This window comes from Mycolicibacterium vinylchloridicum (assembly GCF_013404075.1).
GTDB classification, from domain to species: Bacteria; Actinomycetota; Actinomycetes; order Mycobacteriales; family Mycobacteriaceae; genus Mycobacterium; species Mycobacterium vinylchloridicum.
Map to the genome: position 1 here is coordinate 1 of NZ_JACBJQ010000049.1, position 17,280 is coordinate 17,280.

Consider the following 17,280-nt stretch of genomic DNA (forward strand, 5'->3'; position numbering starts at 1 on the left):
CCATCGTCAGGGCCTACCGACCGCGTAGCTGTCTGATCAGTCAGGCACGCCGCACGCGCGCATTTTCAGTGAGGCAACGAAGACGAATTTCGCGGCCCTTCGCGCGCATTTCCGATGAGTCAACGCGTGGGCTTGCCGGCGTTGTATTCGAATATCCGTTCGATACCGTTGGATCATGACGTGCGAACCGCTCACCGCTCAGACGGTGCATGATCGGGTCCGCGCCGAGCTCGACGCTGTCGATGCCGCGCATGACCGGCTGCGGGCGATATGTACCGACCTGGCCGGCAATGCTTTTCGGATCGAGATCGCCGAACGGCTGGAGAGCCAGAACCGGAGGAACCGCGGGCTGTCCTACCGGTTCTTCGGCGAGATCGCCGAGCCGGTCGACGGGGTGACCTGGCCCGCCGGGCCCAAGGTGCGCGACGTCCTTGCCAGCCGGTTGCGACTGACCGCCGGCGAGGTCAAGCGACGGTCGCGCTTGCGGCACGGATCCGGCCGCGACGATCGTTGACCGGGGCACCATTGCCGCCCGAGTTGCCGACACTGGCCGACGCCATCGAGGCAGGCGATATCGGCGACGACCATGCCGCCGCGGTGTGCCGTGCGCTGGACAGATTGCCGTCAGCGGTTGCGCCGGCCGATCGCGAGGTCGCCGAGCGGGCGTTGGTTCACCACGCCCGGGAACAGGATTCACAGTTCGTCACCGCGATCGGCACACAGATCTCGGACTGGCTGAATCCGGACGGCACGTTCACCGACGAGGACCGGGCACGCCGGCGGGGTCTGGTGCTGGGTCCGCAAGGGCCGGATGGGATGAGCCGTCTTTCCGGCTGGCTGGACCCGGAAGGCCGCGCCTATGTCGAGGCCGTGACGGCCGCGGCCGGGCCGGGGCGGCATCTCCCCGACGGGACCGAGGGGCCGGACGATCGCAGTCCCGAACAACGCTGCCACGACGGTGTGAAGCTCGGCCTCAAAGCGGGAATCGAGTCCGGCGCGCTCGGGCAGCATCGTGGCCTGCCGGTCACCGTCATCGTGACGACGACATTGGGCGACTTGGAGCGGGCGGCGGGGTGGGCCCGCACCGGCGGAACCGGCCGACTGCCGATGCGGGATGTCATCCGGATGGCCAGCGAAGCGGTCCACTACCTGGCCGTGTTCGAGGACCACTCGGAGCGGCCGCTGTACCTGGGCCGCGCCAAACGCCTTGCGACAGCGGACCATCGAATCATCTGCTACGCCCGCGACCGCGGCTGCACCAAACCGAACTGCTTCGCGCCGGGCTACCACTCCGAGGTGCATCACGCGAGGCCGTGGAGCGAAGGCGGGACGACCGACGCCGACAACCTCTACTTCGGCTGCGGCTGCGATCACACGATGGCGACCGAGGGCACGTACACGACGATCGTCACCGAGGACGGCCGGATCGCCTGGAGCGACGGCACCGGTCCCCCACGCGTCAACGATGTTCACCACCCGGAGCGTTTACTGGATCGTGACGACGATGATCCGGGCTGAGGCAGGATCAACTCATGGCGACATCACCGACGACGGTGTTCACGGCGCGGCGGGTGATCACTATGGATCCGGGGGTGTCCGACGCCACCGCGGTCGCGGTCTCCGACGGGCGCGTCGTGGCCGTGGGCCCTGTAGCGGACCTGCGCGACGCAGGGGTGGTCGACGACACCTTTGCCGACGCGATCGTCTGCGCCGGCTTGATCGATCAGCACCTGCACCCGATCCTGGGCGCCACCACGCTGATGACCGACGTCATCGCGATCGAGGACTGGGAGCTGCCTGGCAAGACCTATCCGGCCGCGCACTCCGCCAAGGAGTACCGCCAGCGGCTTTCCGAAGCTGCGCAACAGTTTTCGAAGCCCGACGAGTGGCTGTTCTCCTGGGGCTACCACAAGCTCTGGCACGGCGGGCTCGACCGTGACCTCCTCGACGAGATCAGCGCGACCCGGCCGATCGCGGTGTGGCAGCGTTCGTGTCACGAGTGGTTCCTGAACTCCGCGGCAGTCGACGCGCTCCACCTCACAGCTGCGGACATGACCGGCCCGGCCGCCAGCATGGTGGATTTCGCCGCGGGCCACTGGTGGGAGACCGGGATGAACCTGCTACTTCCCCGCCTCGCCCCGGTCTTCATGAGCCAGGACCGCCTGACGAGTGGACTGCACCAGCTGGTCGCCTACCTGCACCGAAACGGCGTCACCGCGATCAACGAGCCCGGCCTGATGTGGGCTCTCGAGCCTTGGTCGCTGTACCAGGACATCCTCGGTGACCCATCAACCCCGTTCTCGTCGACATTCCTTGTCGACGCTCGCAGCCAGGCCGACGGCGGGATGGATCCCGCCGACGCGGTCGCCGACGCCGAACGCCAGGTCGCGATGGCGTCGGCGGGCAAAGTGCGCCTACTGCCCAAGCAGGTCAAGTTGTTCGCCGACGGTGCGATCATCAGCCAGCTCATGCAGATGCGCGACCCCTACCTCGACGACACCGGCCATCCCGACCTATGCCACCACGGCGAGTGGATGATGAAACCCGACACATTCCGGGCGTTCGCAAAGGCGTACTGGAACGCAACCTGGCAGTTGCATATTCACGTCAACGGTGACGCGGCACTGGATCTGGTGCTCGACACCGTCGACGAGTGCATGACAGAACATCCGCGCACCGATCACCGCACGGTGATCGTCCACTTCGCCAATTCGTCTGAAGAACAGGTCGACCGCATCGCCCGGCTGGGCGCCGTCGTGTCAGCCAACCCGTACTATCCGGTCGGATTCGCCGACCACTACGCCGCCCACGGACTGGGCGCCGACCGCGCCGACGTGATGGTGCGAGCCGAATCGGTACTGCGCCGGGGCATTCCGCTGTCACTACACTCCGACCTGCCGATGGCACCCGCCGCGCCGCTGATGCTCGCGTGGTGCGCGGTGAACCGGCAAACCCCGAGCGGACGGACGGTCGCACCGGAGCAACGGATCTCGGTGCACGACGCGCTCCGGGCGATCACCATTGAGGCCGCCTATTCGTGGCGGCTGGAGGACGAGCTGGGCAGCATCACGCCGGGGAAGCTCGCCAATTTCACGATCTTGGCCGATGACCCGTACGCCGTCGATCCGCTGGCGCTCAAAGACCTTCCGATACTGGGCACCGTCTACGAGGGCAGGTGGTTCCCTAGCGGCTGACCGGCGGAGCCGGGTCCAGCATCCCAGCCAACAACGCGCCCAATCGCTTCTGCTCAGCTGCGCTGAGCCGGGTGATCAACGGGGCGAGCAGACCGGCCACCTGGTCGGCGAGCTCGGCACCCAGCCGGTGGCCCTCGACGGTGAGGCTGACGTGCACCGAGCGCGCGTCCTCGCGGCTGGCGGTCCGCTGAGCCAGGCCGCGACGCACCGCGCGGTCCATCAACCCGCTCACCGACGAACGCTCCAGGCCCAGGTAGTCGGCCAGTTGGGCCATCGTGGGCTCACGGTCGCGCAGGATCGCCAGAGCACGCAACTGCGTCAGCGACAGATCGTTCTCGGCGGCAACCCGGTTGAGCACTGCCATCACCGCGAAAGATGTGCGCACCAGGTCTTCGAGCAGCGCTTCATTCACCGCTCTAGCGTACCTCATTGGTTCGTATTACCATCTATTTTAGTTCGTATTACCATCTATCATTCGGAGCCTCTCTTGAACGCAGCCGTCGTCACCGACTTCACGAAACCGCCTGTCTACCAACACTTTCCACAGCCGGCGGCGTCCACCGACAACGAGGTTGTCGTCGATGTCATCGCCGCCGGCCTGCATCCACTGGTACGCTCCCGCGCCGCTGGCACGCACTACACGAGCACCGGCGACTTACCGCTGGTACCGGGCATCGACGGGGTCGGCCGCGCCCCGGACGGCACCCTGCGCTACTTCGTCGTGGCCACCGACCTGGGTGCGATGGCCGAGCAGACAGTCGTCGACCTGCGCCGCAGCGTCGTCCTGCCCGACGACGCGGACCTGGTCGCGATCGCCGCGGCGATGAACCCCGCGATGTCGTCCTGGGTGGCGTTGCGCCGGCGCACCACTCTGCAGCCTGGGCAGACCGTCGTCGTCCTCGGCGCGACCGGCAGCGCCGGCCGGTTGGCCGTCCAGGCGGCCAAGCACCTCGGCGCGGGGGTGGTGATCGGCGTCGGACGGGATAAGCGACAGCTGGGTGCTCTGCCGGATCTGGGTGCCGACGATGTCATCGCACTCGATGAGCTGGCGGCGAACTTCGGCCGGGTGCTGGGCGCCGACATCGTCATCGACTACGTCTGGGGCCGGCCCGCGACCGAGCTGATGGCCGGCTTCGCGCGCGGCCGCCACGACCGCGCGCAGCCGCTGACCTGGATTCAGATCGGTTCGATGGCCGGCACCAGCGCCGATATCCCGTCGGCGGCGTTACGGTCCATGCCGCTTCAGATCGTCGGCAGCGGGATCGGCTCCGTGCCGGTTGCCGACTTCGTCGCCGAACTACCGGAGTTGGCGATAGCAATCTCGAACGGCACCCTGCGGACGCAGGCGCGCGCGGTTCCGCTCGCGGAAGTGGAACAGGCCTGGCAGCAACCGGAGAACGGTCAGCGGGTCGTTTTCACGCCCTGAGTGCTCAGCTGTACTTGATCTGCAGAGCCATGCCGACAATGGACACGACCCAGATGCCGGTGACGAACAGCGTCAGGCGGTCGAGGTTCTTCTCCACCACGGTCGACCCGGACAGGCTGGACTGCACACCGCCGCCGAACAGCGTCGACAGGCCACCACCCTTGGCGCGGTGCAACAGCACCAGCAACACCACCAGCACGCTGGTGACCACCAGGAGGATCTGCAGAGCCAAAACCATGCCGACCAGACTACCTGTTCGCCTGCGTGATCAGGGCAGCGGCCCACCTGCGGCGATCGCCGACAGGATGGCGAACTGCTCGCCATCCAGCGATGCCCCGCCGACCAGCGCGCCGTCGACATCCTTCTGCCCGACGATCTCGCCGACGTTCTTGGCGTTCACCGAGCCGCCGTAGAGCACCCGGATCCCGTCGGCGATCTCAGCGGAAGCGATATTGCCCAGCTCGCCGCGGATCGCGGCGCACACTTCCTGCGCGTCGGCGGCACTGGCCACCCGGCCCGTGCCGATGGCCCACACCGGCTCGTAGGCGATCACGACGCCCGCCAGCTGCTCGTTGCTCAGCCCGGCCAGCGAACCACGCAACGAATTCACGTTGAACTCGACGTGGTTGCCGGCCTCGCGGACCTCGAGCTGCTCGCCGATGCACACGATCGGGGTGAGCCCGTGCTTCAAGGCGGCGGCCGCCTTCTCGGCGACCAGCGCGTCGTCCTCGTGGTGATAGGTACGGCGCTCGGAGTGGCCGACCACCACGAACGTGCACCCCAATTTCGCCAGGAACGCGCCGCTGATGTCGCCGGTGTAGGCGCCCGAATCGTGCTGCGAGAGGTCCTGTGCGCCGTAGGTCAGCCGCAGCTTGTCGCCGTCGACCAGAGTCTGCACACTCCGCAGATCGGTGAACGGCGGGATGACGGTGACGTCGACCTTGTCGAAGTACTTGTCGGGCAACGAGAATGCGATCTTCTGGACGAGCGCGATGGCCTCGAAGTGGTTGAGGTTCATCTTCCAGTTGCCCGCGATCAGCGGTTTACGGGACACGCAGGTCTCCTAGTTCTCGAGGACAGAAATGCCGGGCAGTTCCTTGCCCTCAAGGTATTCCAGCGATGCGCCGCCGCCGGTGGAAATGTGCGAGAAACCGTCCTCGGGCAACCCGAGCTGGCGTACCGCTGCCGCCGAGTCGCCGCCGCCGACCACACTGAACGCGCCCTTGGCGGTGGCGCCGATGATCGCCTCGGCGACCCCCTTGGTGCCCGCGGCGAACGCCGGGAATTCGAACACCCCCATCGGGCCGTTCCAGAAGATCGTGCGCGCATTGGTCAGCAGCGTGGTGAACCGCTTCACTGACTCCGGGCCGATATCCAAACCCATCTTGCCATCCGGGATACGGTCAGCAGCAACGGTTTCCGGTGCGGAGTCGGCCGCGAACTTCTCCGCGACAACGATGTCCACCGGCAGATGGATCACATCACCGTAGGTCTCCAGAAGCTGACGGCAGGTGTCGATCATCTCCTCTTGGCACAGTGAGGTACCTACCGACACCCCTTGCGCGGCAAGGAAAGTGAAGCACATGCCGCCACCGATGATCAGACTGTCAGCCTTGGTCGCCAGATTCTCGATGACGGCCAGCTTGTCCGACACCTTCGATCCGCCCAGCACCACGGCATACGGACGCTCGGTGGAACTGGTCAGCGCCTCGAGCACCTTGACCTCGGCGGCGACCAACGTGCCAGCGTAGTGCGGCAGCAGCGACGCGACGTCAAACACCGAGGCCTGCTTGCGGTGCACCACACCGAACCCGTCGGACACGAAAGCGCCGTCTTCCCCGACCAATTCGACGAGTGCCTTGGCCAGCTTCAGCCGTTCGGAGTCGTCCTTGCTGGTCTCCCGGGGGTCGAAACGGATGTTCTCCAACAACAGCACATCGCCGTCGGTCAAACCCTCGGCACGAGCCAGCGCATCGGTGCCGACCACGTCACCGGCCAACTGCACGTGCCGGCCGAGCTTGTCCCCCAGCGCGGCGGCCACCGGCGCCAGCGACAACGCCGGATCTGGGGTTCCCTTGGGCCGGCCCAGATGCGCGGTCACGATGACCTTGGCGCCGGCGTCGGCCAGCGCCTTCAGCGTCGGGACCGACGCGATGATCCGCCCCGGATCGGTGATCTTTCCGCCGTCGAGCGGGACGTTGAGGTCGCAGCGCACCAACACGCCCTGACCTTCAACGCCGTCGGCCAGCAGGTCAGCCAGTGTCTTGACGGCCATCGCTGTTAGAGCGACTTGCCGACCAGTGCGACCAGGTCGACCAGGCGGTTGGAGTAGCCCCACTCGTTGTCGTACCAGGAGACGACCTTGGCCTGGTCGTCGATGACCTTGGTCAGACCCGAGTCGAAGATCGAGCTGTGCGGGTCGGTGACGATGTCACTGGACACGATCGGCGCGTCGTAGTACTTCAGGATGCCCTTGAGCGGACCCTCGGCGGCGGCCTTCATCGCGGCGTTGATCTCGGCGGCGGTGGCCTTCTTGCTCAGCTCGGCGGTCAGGTCGGTGACCGACCCGGTGGGGATCGGCACCCGCAGGGCGTAGCCGTCCAGCTTGCCCTTCAGCTCGGGCAGCACCAGCCCGATCGCCTTGGCCGCGCCGGTCGAGGTCGGCACGATGTTCAGTGCCGCGGCCCGGGCCCGGCGCAGATCGCTGTGCGGACCGTCCTGCAGGTTCTGATCCTGGGTGTAGGCGTGGATGGTGGTCATCAGGCCCTTGACGATGCCGAACTCGTCGTTGAGCACCTTGGCCAGCGGACCGAGGCAGTTCGTCGTGCACGACGCGTTGGAGATGATGTTCTGGCTGCCGTCGTACTTGTCGTCGTTGACGCCCAGCACGATCGTGATGTCCTCGTCGGTGGCCGGTGCGGAGATGATGACCTTCTTGGCGCCCGCGTCCAGGTGACCCTTGGCCTTCTCGGCCTTGGTGAAGATGCCCGTCGACTCGACGACGATGTCGACACCCAAGTCGCCCCACGGCAGTTCGGCCGGCCCGGCCTTGACCTCGAGCGCCTTGATCTTGATGTCGCCGACGACGATCGTGTCCTCGCCCTCGAGGCTCACGTCGTAGGGCAGCCGGCCCAGGATGGAGTCGAACTTCAGCAGATGCGCAAGAGTCGCGTTGTCGGTCAGATCGTTGACCGCGATGATCTCGATATCGGTGTTCTTGCCCAGCGCCTTCTGCGCGTCAAGAGCCCGGAAGAAGTTGCGCCCGATTCGGCCGAATCCGTTCACGCCAACCCGGATGGTCACGTTGTCTCCTCATGGTTGCCTCTGAAGTACCCGCGCCCAGCCTAGTGGCCTGCTCACCGGTGTGCGCGACCGCCCGGAAGGTCACCCTGACAGTCCCCCGATCAGGGGCCCACTCTGGTCGGCTCGGGGCGAGCCGGTCCAGCGTTCCCGGATCGCGGGGAGCGTGCCGTCCTTCTCGAGAGTGGCCTGCGCGACGTTGATCCGGCCCAGTAGCGCGGTGTCGGTGGTCGGCACCGCGATCGCGATCTTCTCGGTGGTGATGCCGCGCTGGACGACGCTCACACCGGGCACCGCGTCGGCCAGCCGGGTCAGCACCGGGTCCAGCTTCATGAACGCATCACAGCGGCCGGTGGTCAGATCACGCAGCGCGGTGCGGATGCCGCCGTAGTCATAGACCCGGACCCTGGCGACCTTTTCGTCGGCCAGCAGCCGGTTGGCGATCGGTTGGCTGGTGTTGCCCCGCTGCACGCCGATCGTCAGGCCTTCGAGGTCGTCGGTCGACTTGACCTCGGGCAGCTGGCCGGCGTCGACGGCCAGTGCCTGACCCGAGATCAGGTACGGATCGCAGAACGCCGCCTTGAGCGCGCGCGAACCGGTGATCGTGGTGCCCGACGCGACGCAGTCGAAGTCGCCGGAGTCCAGCGCGTCGAAGATGCCGTTGAAATCGCGGCCTTCGTAGCGGATGAACTGCACCTCGACACCGAGTTGCGCGGCGATCGCGGTCATGAGCTCGACGTCCAGACCCGCACCGTGCACGTCATTGAACGGCGGGTCCGGGAAAGCCGCACCGACGCGCAGGACCTCAGCCATGGCACAAACGCTAGCCCCTGCTCGGCGGCCCCCACCGGTGAGCGCCGCCGAGGAATGCCGTCCAGCCGAGGACAGCACCGGCGTGCAGCAGCAGCGTGAACGTCACCGGCTCGATCACCAGCGCCGCAGCCGCGGCGGGCAGGCTGGCCCGGCAGGGGTCACCCACCCAACGGCGGTACTGGCGCAGCGCCCACACCCCGTACGCCATGTCGATGACGAGCTTGCCGGCGATCACCACCAGCACCGGCGCCAGCACGGCCACGTCCCGGGTGGCCAGGAAGTAGATCAGCAGCCCGAATGCCGTCAGCCCGTACAGCGGCGCCACCGTGTCGATGGCCTTGACCGGCAACATGACGGTGCCCAGCCGCCCGAATCTGCGATCGCCGACCATGCCTCGATACCACCAGTGGGTCTGCAGGAAACCGCCGAACCAGCGGCGGCGCTGACGCAGGAACGCGCCCACCGACGCCGGCGCCTCGGTGCGGGCCTGCGCGTCGCCGAGAACCCGAAACCGCCAGTCCCGCTCCTGTTCTCCGGCGAAGCGCCGCATGCGAGCCACCAGCTCGTAATCCTCGACCAGGCAGGCGTCGTCGAATCCGCCCACGTCGGTGACGGCTTGGCGGCGAAAACCCGCGAACGCCCCGGAGATCAGCTGCAGACAGTCCACCCGCATCCAGGCATAGCGGCCCAGGAAGTTCCGGATGTATTCGTAGGTCTGGAACCACTGCATCGCTGCACCCAGCGGGGTGGGCGGGCACCGCGGCGTGATCACGCCGGTGACGGCGGCCAGCTCTGGCTCGCGCGAAAAGGCCTGGCGCACTGCACCAATCGCCCCGACCTCCGGCACTGTGTCGGCATCGACGGTGAGGATGATGTCAGCAGAGGTGCGCAACAGTGCGGCATTGAGGGCCGCCGATTTGCCACCATGCGGTAGTCGCAGCCAGCGCAACGCCGTCGAGCCGACCCGCACCGGATCGCTGACGTGGCCAACGGGCGGAACCGCGAAACCGTGCTCATCACAGAGTATTTCGGCGGTGGCATCGGTCGATCCGTCGTCGGCGATGAGGATCTCGTCCGGCGGGTCGGCCTGGTTGAGCAGCGCGTCGAGGGTGTCCGGTAACACCGTGGCCTCGTTGTGCGCGGCGACGATGACGACCAGCGTCAGCCGGTCGATATCGGTGCCGGCCGGCGGTGGGTCACGGCCGATCCGCCGTATCTGCCACCCGGTGAACACCTGCAACGCGGCGTCGTAGCCCAGGTAGGCCAGGCCGACCGACCAGGCCAGCACGCCACCGCGGCCGAATGCCAGCAGGAACAACGTGACCCACAGCGCGAACACCAGCACGTGGATCACGATGCTGACAGCCGGGGTCGCCGGCCGCGCCAGTCGTGAGGACGCGCGGGTCAACGCGGGTGTCAGTGAATCTGTCAACGGTTCGATGATAGGAGAACGGCATTGCGGCTGAGTCGGTTCGACTGCGGGCTCGCCATTACGCTGTTGGGGTGGCAAGCATCGTGTCGGTCAATCTGGCCCGTGTGCGGGTGAATCCGGACCCGAAAGCGTCGAAACCGACCGGCATCGACAAGGTGCCCGCATCCGAGCCGGTGCTGGTCCGTGCGCCGGGGCCGATGCGAGAGGGCCTGGGCAGCGGCCTGGTCGGCGACACCATCGGCAATCAGAAGCTGCACGGCGGCGACGACCAAGCCGTCTACGCCTACGCACGCGAAGACCTCGACGAATGGCAGACCCGGCTGGAGCGCCCGCTGGCCAACGGGATGTTCGGTGAAAACTTCACCACGTCCGGGATCGACGTCACCCAGGCGCGCATCGGTGACCGCTGGCGGGTGGGCACCGACGGTCTGCTGCTCGAAGTCTCAGCTCCCCGCACCCCGTGCCGGACCTTCGCGAAGTTCCTCGACATCGAGGGCTGGATCAAGACGTTCACCGACGCCGGCAAACCCGGTGCGTATCTGCGCGTCATCTCCCCGGGGACGGTGCGCGCCGGTGACACCATCGAGATCGACTACCGGCCCGACCACGATGTGACGATCAACCTCGTCTACCGCGCCAAGATGTCGGATCCGAGCCTGCTGCCCCAACTCGAGGCGGCCGACGCGTTGTCGGCCGAGCTCAAGGCCCTGGTGGTGAAGAGGGCGGGCAAGCCTTCCTAAGCGTCTTCGAGTAGGTCCGGGGTGACAGCCGATTCGGTGTCGGGGATGCCGTCCTGCTTGGCCTTGCGGTCCGCCATCGACAGCAGCCGCCGAATGCGGCCGGCAACAGCATCTTTCGTCATCGGCGGGTCGGCGAGCCGGCCCAGCTCCTCCAGCGACGCCTGACGGTGCTCGACCCGCAGGCGACCCGCGGCGGCCAGATGGTCGGGCACCGTGTCGGCCAGAATCTCAAGCGCCCGCTCGACGCGTGCGGCCGCAGCCACCGCGGCGCGGGCCGAGCGGCGCAGGTTCGCGTCGTCGAAGTTGGCCAGCCGGTTTGCGGTGGCGCGGACCTCGCGGCGCATCCGCCGCTCCTCCCACGTCAGCCGGGTGTCCTGGGCGCCCATCCGGGTGAGCAGCGCACCAATGGCCTCGCCGTCGCGCACCACGACCCGGTCGGTCCCGCGCACCTCGCGGGCCTTCGCGCTGACCCCGAGTCGGCGGGCCGCACCCACCAACGCCAGCGCGGCTTCCGGTCCAGGGCAACTGACTTCGAGCGCCGACGACCGCCCCGGCTCGGTCAGTGAGCCGTGGGCGAGAAACGCTCCGCGCCAGGCCGCCTCGGCGTCGCCGACGCTGCCGCCGACCACTTGCGCGGGCAGCCCCCGCACCGGCCGGCCACGCATGTCCAGCAAGCCGGTCTGCCGAGCGAGGGCTTCACCGTCCTTGGCGACCCGCACCAGATAGCGGGTGCTCTTGCGGATGCCGCTGGCCGACAGCACGTGCACGACGGCGTTGTAGCCGTAGAGGTCGTAGATGTCCTTGCGCAACCGGCGGGCGATGATGCCCAGGTCGACTTCGGCCTCGACGACCACCCGGCCCGACACGATGTGCAGGCCGCCGGCGAAGCGCAACAGCGAGGCCACCTCGGCACGGCGGGCCGTCACGGAATTGACCACCAATCGGCTGAGTTCGTCCTTCACCTCGGCCGTCATCGCCACGGGTCGTCACCTCTCGGTCCGTTGCCACTGGGTCCCTGCACCCCGTCCCCCTGTCGAGTCGCTCCGGCCTGCATGGATGCGGCCGGCGGAAGGGTACTAGGCGCAGGAATCGTATTCCGGGTTCGCACACCGTCAAGCGCTGCAGCCAGCTTCGCCGGGTCATGTAAAGGTGTACCAGGTCTGGAGACGTCGGCAAACCGAACTGACGCTTCGAGCAGACTCGCGGTGCGGCGTAGTTGGTCACGCTCCCGGTCAGACGGGACGCGGGCCGCGTCCACGACGATCTCGTCTATGACGAAGCCCGGCGCGTGCTGCGCGAGAACGTGCAAATGGCGCTCGGCGGAGAAACCGGCGGTCTCCCCCGGCTCGGCAGCCAGGTTCAGCACCAGGGCACGCCTGGCGGTGGTCGCCTTCAGCGCCGCCGCGAGTTCCGGCACCAGCACGTGCGGGATGACACTGGTGAACCAGGAGCCCGGCCCGAGCACCACCAGATCGGCGGTCATGATGGCGTCGATCGCCTGACGGGTGGCGGGCGGATCGCCGGGCAGCAGCCGCACCCGCCGCACCTTTCCCGGGGTGGTCGCCACCGCGACCTGCCCGCGGATCACCCGGCTCATGCGGGGGTCGCCGTCCAGCCCGGACACATCGGCTTCGATCTGTAGCGCGATCGGGCACATCGGCAGGACCCTGCCCTTGACGCCGAGGATGCGGCCCAGTTCGTCGAGCGCGGCCACCGGATCTGCCAGCAACTCGTTGAGGCCGGCGAGCATCAGATTGCCGATCGGATGCCCCGCCAGTGCACCGCTGCCACCGAACCGGTGTTGGATGATGGTCGCCCACAGCCGGCCGTGCGGGCTGTCAGAAGCCAAGGCGGCCAACGCCATTCGTAGATCACCCGGGGGCACGATGTCGAGCTCGCTGCGCAGCCGTCCCGACGATCCGCCGTCGTCGGCGACGGTGACCACCGCGGTGATGTGGGGGGTGAGGCGGCGGGCTGCGGACAGCGTCGCGTACAAGCCGTGCCCACCGCCGAGGGCGACGATTCGGGTCATTCGCGACCCAGATCCCGGTGCAGCACCCGCACCGACAGATGCTCATTGTGCTCCAGCAGTCCGGCGAGCGCTTCGGCCATGGCGACACTGCGGTGCTTACCCCCGGTGCAGCCGATGGCCACCGTCATGTAGCGCTTCCCTTCCCGGCTGTATCCGTCGACGACGAGTCTCAGCAGCTGATGGTAGGTCTGCAGGAACTCCGCGGCGCCAGGTTGGCTCAGGACGTAGTCACGGACCGCCGCATGCTGCCCGGTGTGCGGCCGGAGCTCGTCGACCCAGTGCGGGTTCGGCAGGAAGCGGACGTCCATCACCATGTCGGAATCCATCGGCAGGCCGTACTTGAAGCCGAACGATTCGACGGTGACGCTGGTCTGCTTGACGGCCTCGCCGCCGAAGGCGCGTTCGATGTTCTCCCGCAGGCCGTGCACCGACAGTGTCGAGGTGTCGATGACCAGGTCCGCCGAGGCCCGCACCGGGGCCAGCATCGTCCGCTCCGCGGCGATGCCTTCGGCCAGGGTCTGGTTGCCCTGCAGCGGATGACTGCGCCGGTTGTTCTCGTAGCGGCGGACCAGGATGTCGTCGGAAGCCTCCATGAACAGCACCCGCGAATGGATGCCGCGGGTCGCAAGCTCGTTGCGTACCCAGTCCAGGTCGCCGGTGAACCCGCGGGACCGCACATCCATGACGACCGCCAGCTGGGTGATCCGCGAGCCGGCAGCCAGGCCGAACTCCACCATCCGGGCGATGAGTTCGGGCGGCAGGTTGTCGGCCACATACCAACCGAGGTCTTCGAGCACCTTGGCCGCGGTGCCCCGGCCGGCCCCGGACAGGCCCGTCACCAACACCACGTCGATTCCCGATTCCTCGCCGGTCTGGCCGGTGCGCATGTCTTCGCCTGTGCTGTGATCTGTCATCTCGTCGCCTGTTCAGCAGACTGATCTTCACCGACCGGGTCGCCCTGCGCAGCCGATCCCGACGAATCCACCGTCACACCTAAGGCTTCCAGTACCGCGGTCGCGGTCGCCGTCCCGATCCCCGGCACCGCGGTGATCTCCTCGACGCTGGCCTGCCGCAGCCTGGCCAGCGATCCGAAATGAGTCACCAGCGCCTTGCGCCGGATGTCGCCGAGCCCGGGCACCGCATCCAGCGCCGAGGCCGTCATCCGCTTGGACCGCTTGCTGCGGTGATAGGTGATCGCGAACCGGTGGGCCTCGTCGCGGACCCGCTGCAACAGATAGAGGCCCTCACTGTTCCTCGGGAAGATGAGCGGGTCCGGCTCGGCCGGCACCCACACCTCCTCGAGGCGCTTGGCCAGGCCGATGACGGCGACGTCGGTGACACCGAGATCGTCGAGCACGGCCTGGGCGGCATTGACCTGAGGGGCGCCGCCGTCGACGACATAGAGGTTGGGCGGATAGGCGAACTTGCGGGACTTGCCTTCCGCGGAGAATTCTTCAACGGTCTGCTGCTGTTCGGCGACGTGCCGGGTGAACCGACGGCGCGTCACCTCCGCGATCGAGGCGACGTCGTCGGAGCGGCCCTCGCCCGCGGCGTCCCGGATCGCGAAGTGCCGATAGTCGGATTTGCGCGGCAGACCGTCTTCGAACACCACAAGGGAGGCCACCACATCGGTGCCCTGCACATGGCTGATGTCGACACACTCGATCCGCAGTGGCGCATCGGCCAGGCCCAATGATTCCTGAATGTTCTGCAGCGCAGCAGATCTGGCGGTGAAGTCACCCGCGCGTTTGAGCTTGTGTTGTTGCAGCGCTTCCTGGGCGTTGCGGTGTACCGTCTCGGCCAGTGCCTTTTTGTCGCCGCGCTGCGGCACCCGAAGTGTCACCCGTGAGCCGCGCAGCCCGGAGAGCCATTCGCCCAGCTCGTCGGCATTCGGCGGCAGGCACGGCACCAAGACCTCGCGGGGCACCGGATTGGTGGATTCATCTGCGGCGCCACCCAACTCGGCCTGCTCCCCGTAGAACTGGGTGAGGAACTGCTCGACCAGCGCAGCCTCAGCGGCTTCGCCTGGATCGCCGGGCTTTTCGACCACCCAGCCGCGCTGGCCGCGCACCCGGCCGCCGCGGACGTGGAACACCTGTACGGCAGCCTCCAAGTCGTCGTCGGCGAAGGCGACGACGTCGGCGTCGGTGCCGTCGCCGAGCACGACGGCCTGCTTCTCCAGCGCGCGCTTGAGCGCGGCGATATCGTCGCGCAGCCGAGCCGCCCGTTCGAAGTCGAGTTCGGCAGATGCGGCGTTCATCTGCTGCTCCAGCTCACGGGCGAAACGGTCGGTCTTGCCGGACAGGAAGTCACAGAAGTCCAGCACGATCTTGCGGTGCTCCTCGGCGCTGACCCGGCCGACGCACGGCGCCGAGCATTTGTCGATGTAACCCAGCAGACAGGGACGCTCGATTTGACTGTGCCGCTTGAACACTCCCGCAGAACAGGTGCGCGCCGGAAAGACCCGGGTCAGCAGGTCCAACGTCTCGCGAATCGCCCAGGCATGCGAGTACGGCCCGAAATAGCGGACCCCCTTGCGCCGCGGGCCGCGGTAGACGAACAGCCGCGGGTACTCCTCGCCCAGTGTCACGGCCAGCACCGGATAGGACTTGTCGTCGCGGTAACGGACGTTGAACCGCGGGTCGAACTCCTTGATCCAGTTGTATTCCAGCTGCAGGGCTTCGACCTCGGTGTTGACCACCGTCCACTCGACCTTGGCCGCGGTGGTCACCATCTGGCGGGTGCGGGGATGCAGGGCGGCGATGTCCTGGAAGTACGACGTGAGCCTGCTGCGCAGGCTCTTCGCCTTGCCGACGTAGATCACCCGGCCATGTGGATCCCGGAATCGATAGACACCCGGTTCGACCGGAATCGACCCGGGCGCCGGGCGGTACGTCGACGGATCGGGCACGTCCACAAGGTTAGTCCGAGCGCCGACAGGCATTACCGTCGTGTGCGTGCCAGCAGTGCGCATCACCCGCCTCACCGAGTCGGACTGGGAACAATTCGCCGAACTCCGACTGCGGGCGCTCGCCGACACGTTCGGGACGGCGGACCAGCAGTACGCCGCCGAGGCCCGCTACTCCCCCGCCGAATGGCGCAGGCGACTGCGCGATCACGCCCAGTTCGTAGCGGTCCTGGCCGGCGAGGCAGTCGGCATGGTCGCGGTCTACCAGGAGAGCGCGCAGACCGCCTACGTGTACTCGCTGTGGCTCGAGCCCGGCGCACGCGGACGCGGGCTGGGCCGCCGCCTGGTGGCCGTAGCGCTGGACTGGGCACGCCGGCGCGGGGTGCGCACAGCGACGCTGCGGATGGCCCCCGACAACGCGGCTGCGCGCGCGGTCTACGAGCGTCTGGGATTCGCCGAAGTGCCCACCGGCGGCGCGGCGGGCGAAGTGGTGATGAGGCTCACGATCCGGTGACGCGGTATTTGTCCACCAGGGTGCGCAGGGTGTCCATCGATGCCACCGCGCGTTCGCTGTCTATCGCCTGGATGGCCAATACCGGGACGTACTCGTAGTCGGCCAGATCCACCCGCGCCCACCGCGCTCCCTGTGGAAACGACACGCCGACAACATCACTCCACGGCACGACCCGCTCGATCAGGATGTTGCGCACTCCGATGCCGACCGGGCCGACCCGGACCCGCGGGGTCGCCAGCAGCAGGATCGCGGCGGCCAGAATCACGCCGAGGAGGCCCATCGACACCTGATCGGCGGTCTGGATGATGGCCCCGGTGTAGCGCACCTTGAACAGGACCCCGACGACGATGCCCGACGTGGCGACGATGGCGGCCGCGACGTACGCGACCAACGGCGTCAGGCGGGGCCGCAGCACCACATCCCAGTCGTTGTTCGCGGTGGTCATGCCCCGCGCAGGTGGCGCAGCGTCAACGCGGTCGACAGCGCGGCGGCGGCGGCCTGCGCGCCCTTGTCCTCGGCCGAACCGGGCAGCCCGGCGCGGTCGAGTGCCTGCTCCTCGCTGTTGGTGGTCAGCACGCCGTTGGCCACCGGTGTCGACGCATCGAGCGAGACCCGGGTCAGGCCCTGGGTGACGGCATCGCAGACATAGTCGAAATGTGGTGTCTGGCCACGGATCACGACGCCGAGTGCGACGACCGCGTCATGGGTGCGGGCGAGTTCCTGTGCGACGACCGGGATTTCGATGGCACCGAGCACACGGACGACGGTCGGGCTGGGCACCCCAGAATCGTCGGCCACCTTGCGGGCGCCGTCGAGCAGCGCGTTGCAGATCTTCGAATGCCAGGTGCTGGCCACGATCGCCAGTGACAACCCTGAGGCGTCCATCTCCGGAAAGTCCGGGACGCCCGCGCCTCCACTCAT

17 protein-coding genes and 1 pseudogene are annotated in these 17,280 nt (G+C 67.6%); 5 read left to right on the forward strand and 13 right to left on the reverse strand.

From position 1 onward, the window contains the following. The first annotated feature begins 175 nt into the window (after positions 1-175). Positions 176-1,518 (forward strand): annotated as a pseudogene (locus HPC46_RS27225) (HNH endonuclease signature motif containing protein). Positions 1,519-1,532: 14 nt separating this feature from the next. Continuing rightward, positions 1,533-3,194: an amidohydrolase gene (locus tag HPC46_RS27230; RefSeq protein ID WP_218894730.1), complete on the forward strand. Its 1,662-nt coding sequence runs from the start codon at positions 1,533-1,535 to the stop codon at positions 3,192-3,194. Here HPC46_RS27230 and HPC46_RS27235 read toward each other — a convergent pair. Next, positions 3,184-3,606 (reverse strand): MarR family winged helix-turn-helix transcriptional regulator, encoded by a 423-nt coding sequence (locus tag HPC46_RS27235; protein ID WP_325096790.1) that lies wholly within the window; start codon positions 3,604-3,606, stop codon positions 3,184-3,186. The two genes, HPC46_RS27230 and HPC46_RS27235, sit on opposite strands and share 11 nt — an antisense overlap. Positions 3,607-3,681: 75 nt before the next feature. On the opposite strand from HPC46_RS27235, the gene HPC46_RS27240 reads away from it, so the two are divergent. Continuing rightward, a complete protein-coding gene (locus HPC46_RS27240) occupies positions 3,682-4,620 on the forward strand; it encodes an MDR/zinc-dependent alcohol dehydrogenase-like family protein (protein ID WP_179475305.1) in 939 nt (312 codons plus the stop codon). A gap of 4 nt (positions 4,621-4,624) precedes the next feature. Here the strand turns inward: HPC46_RS27240 and secG are convergent, their stop codons facing one another. The 6 genes from secG to HPC46_RS27270 all read right to left on the reverse strand — a co-directional run bounded on the left by secG (position 4,625) and on the right by HPC46_RS27270 (position 10,165). Further along, a complete protein-coding gene (secG, locus tag HPC46_RS27245; RefSeq protein WP_179475306.1) occupies positions 4,625-4,858 on the reverse strand; it encodes a preprotein translocase subunit SecG in 234 nt (77 codons plus the stop codon). Positions 4,859-4,888: 30 nt separating this feature from the next. Then, a complete protein-coding gene (gene tpiA, locus HPC46_RS27250) occupies positions 4,889-5,674 on the reverse strand; it encodes a triose-phosphate isomerase (protein WP_179475307.1) in 786 nt (261 codons plus the stop codon). Between the two features lie 9 nt (positions 5,675-5,683). After that, a complete protein-coding gene (locus HPC46_RS27255) occupies positions 5,684-6,895 on the reverse strand; it encodes a phosphoglycerate kinase (RefSeq protein ID WP_179475308.1) in 1,212 nt (403 codons plus the stop codon). A 5-nt stretch (positions 6,896-6,900) separates the two neighbouring features. Then, positions 6,901-7,923 carry a type I glyceraldehyde-3-phosphate dehydrogenase gene (gene gap / locus HPC46_RS27260; protein ID WP_005146276.1) on the reverse strand — a complete coding sequence of 341 codons (1,023 nt, stop codon included), beginning with the start codon at positions 7,921-7,923 and terminating at the stop codon, positions 6,901-6,903. An 81-nt stretch (positions 7,924-8,004) separates the two neighbouring features. Further along, on the reverse strand, positions 8,005-8,733 hold the full coding sequence (locus tag HPC46_RS27265; protein WP_179475309.1) for an ABC transporter substrate-binding protein: 729 nt from the start codon (positions 8,731-8,733) through the stop codon (positions 8,005-8,007). Between the two features lie 10 nt (positions 8,734-8,743). Further along, positions 8,744-10,165: a glycosyltransferase family 2 protein gene (locus HPC46_RS27270; RefSeq protein WP_233716757.1), complete on the reverse strand. Its 1,422-nt coding sequence runs from the start codon at positions 10,163-10,165 to the stop codon at positions 8,744-8,746. Between the two features lie 80 nt (positions 10,166-10,245). On the opposite strand from HPC46_RS27270, the gene HPC46_RS27275 reads away from it, so the two are divergent. Further along, positions 10,246-10,905: an MOSC domain-containing protein gene (locus HPC46_RS27275; RefSeq protein ID WP_179475332.1), complete on the forward strand. Its 660-nt coding sequence runs from the start codon at positions 10,246-10,248 to the stop codon at positions 10,903-10,905. Here the strand turns inward: HPC46_RS27275 and whiA are convergent. Genes whiA through uvrC form a run of 4 tightly spaced genes read right to left on the reverse strand, consistent with a single transcriptional unit; the run spans position 10,902 to position 15,848 of the window. Next, positions 10,902-11,879 carry a DNA-binding protein WhiA gene (gene whiA / locus HPC46_RS27280; protein WP_036423833.1) on the reverse strand — a complete coding sequence of 326 codons (978 nt, stop codon included), beginning with the start codon at positions 11,877-11,879 and terminating at the stop codon, positions 10,902-10,904. The two genes, HPC46_RS27275 and whiA, sit on opposite strands and share 4 nt — an antisense overlap. After that, a complete protein-coding gene (gene yvcK / locus HPC46_RS27285) occupies positions 11,876-12,937 on the reverse strand; it encodes a uridine diphosphate-N-acetylglucosamine-binding protein YvcK (protein ID WP_179475310.1) in 1,062 nt (353 codons plus the stop codon). Before yvcK ends, whiA begins: the two co-directional genes overlap by 4 nt. Beyond that, positions 12,934-13,824: an RNase adapter RapZ gene (rapZ, locus tag HPC46_RS27290; protein ID WP_407665570.1), complete on the reverse strand. Its 891-nt coding sequence runs from the start codon at positions 13,822-13,824 to the stop codon at positions 12,934-12,936. The genes yvcK and rapZ overlap by 4 nt, the downstream gene beginning before the upstream one ends. Before the next feature lie 23 nt (positions 13,825-13,847). Further along, positions 13,848-15,848 (reverse strand): excinuclease ABC subunit UvrC, encoded by a 2,001-nt coding sequence (gene uvrC, locus HPC46_RS27295; RefSeq protein WP_179475312.1) that lies wholly within the window; start codon positions 15,846-15,848, stop codon positions 13,848-13,850. Positions 15,849-15,894: 46 nt separating this feature from the next. Between uvrC and HPC46_RS27300 the strand changes: the two genes are divergently transcribed. Then, entirely contained in the window at positions 15,895-16,359 is a 465-nt protein-coding gene (locus tag HPC46_RS27300; RefSeq protein WP_325096791.1) for a GNAT family N-acetyltransferase, read from the forward strand. Here the strand turns inward: HPC46_RS27300 and HPC46_RS27305 are convergent. Both HPC46_RS27305 and ribH read right to left on the reverse strand, forming a co-directional pair. Next, entirely contained in the window at positions 16,346-16,804 is a 459-nt protein-coding gene (locus tag HPC46_RS27305) for a PH domain-containing protein (protein WP_179475314.1), read from the reverse strand. The genes HPC46_RS27300 and HPC46_RS27305 overlap by 14 nt on opposite strands. Further along, positions 16,801-17,280, reverse strand: a complete 480-nt coding sequence (gene ribH / locus HPC46_RS27310; RefSeq protein WP_179475315.1) for a 6,7-dimethyl-8-ribityllumazine synthase — start codon at positions 17,278-17,280, stop codon at positions 16,801-16,803. Before ribH ends, HPC46_RS27305 begins: the two co-directional genes overlap by 4 nt.

What these genes read in the sequence shown, in the direction of transcription:
- HPC46_RS27230 (WP_218894730.1), top strand. Translation starts at nt 1,533, where the DNA reads ATGGCGACATCACCGACGACGGTGTTCACGGCGCGGCGGGTGATCACT.
- yvcK (WP_179475310.1), bottom strand. Translation starts at nt 12,937, where the DNA reads ATGACCCGAATCGTCGCCCTCGGCGGTGGGCACGGCTTGTACGCGACG.
- HPC46_RS27255 (WP_179475308.1), bottom strand. Translation starts at nt 6,895, where the DNA reads ATGGCCGTCAAGACACTGGCTGACCTGCTGGCCGACGGCGTTGAAGGT.
- HPC46_RS27265 (WP_179475309.1), bottom strand. Translation starts at nt 8,733, where the DNA reads ATGGCTGAGGTCCTGCGCGTCGGTGCGGCTTTCCCGGACCCGCCGTTC.
- whiA (WP_036423833.1), bottom strand. Translation starts at nt 11,879, where the DNA reads ATGACGGCCGAGGTGAAGGACGAACTCAGCCGATTGGTGGTCAATTCC.
- rapZ (WP_407665570.1), bottom strand. Translation starts at nt 13,824, where the DNA reads ATGCGCACCGGCCAGACCGGCGAGGAATCGGGAATCGACGTGGTGTTG.
- secG (WP_179475306.1), bottom strand. Translation starts at nt 4,858, where the DNA reads ATGGTTTTGGCTCTGCAGATCCTCCTGGTGGTCACCAGCGTGCTGGTG.
- HPC46_RS27305 (WP_179475314.1), bottom strand. Translation starts at nt 16,804, where the DNA reads ATGACCACCGCGAACAACGACTGGGATGTGGTGCTGCGGCCCCGCCTG.
- ribH (WP_179475315.1), bottom strand. Translation starts at nt 17,280, where the DNA reads ATGAGTGGAGGCGCGGGCGTCCCGGACTTTCCGGAGATGGACGCCTCA.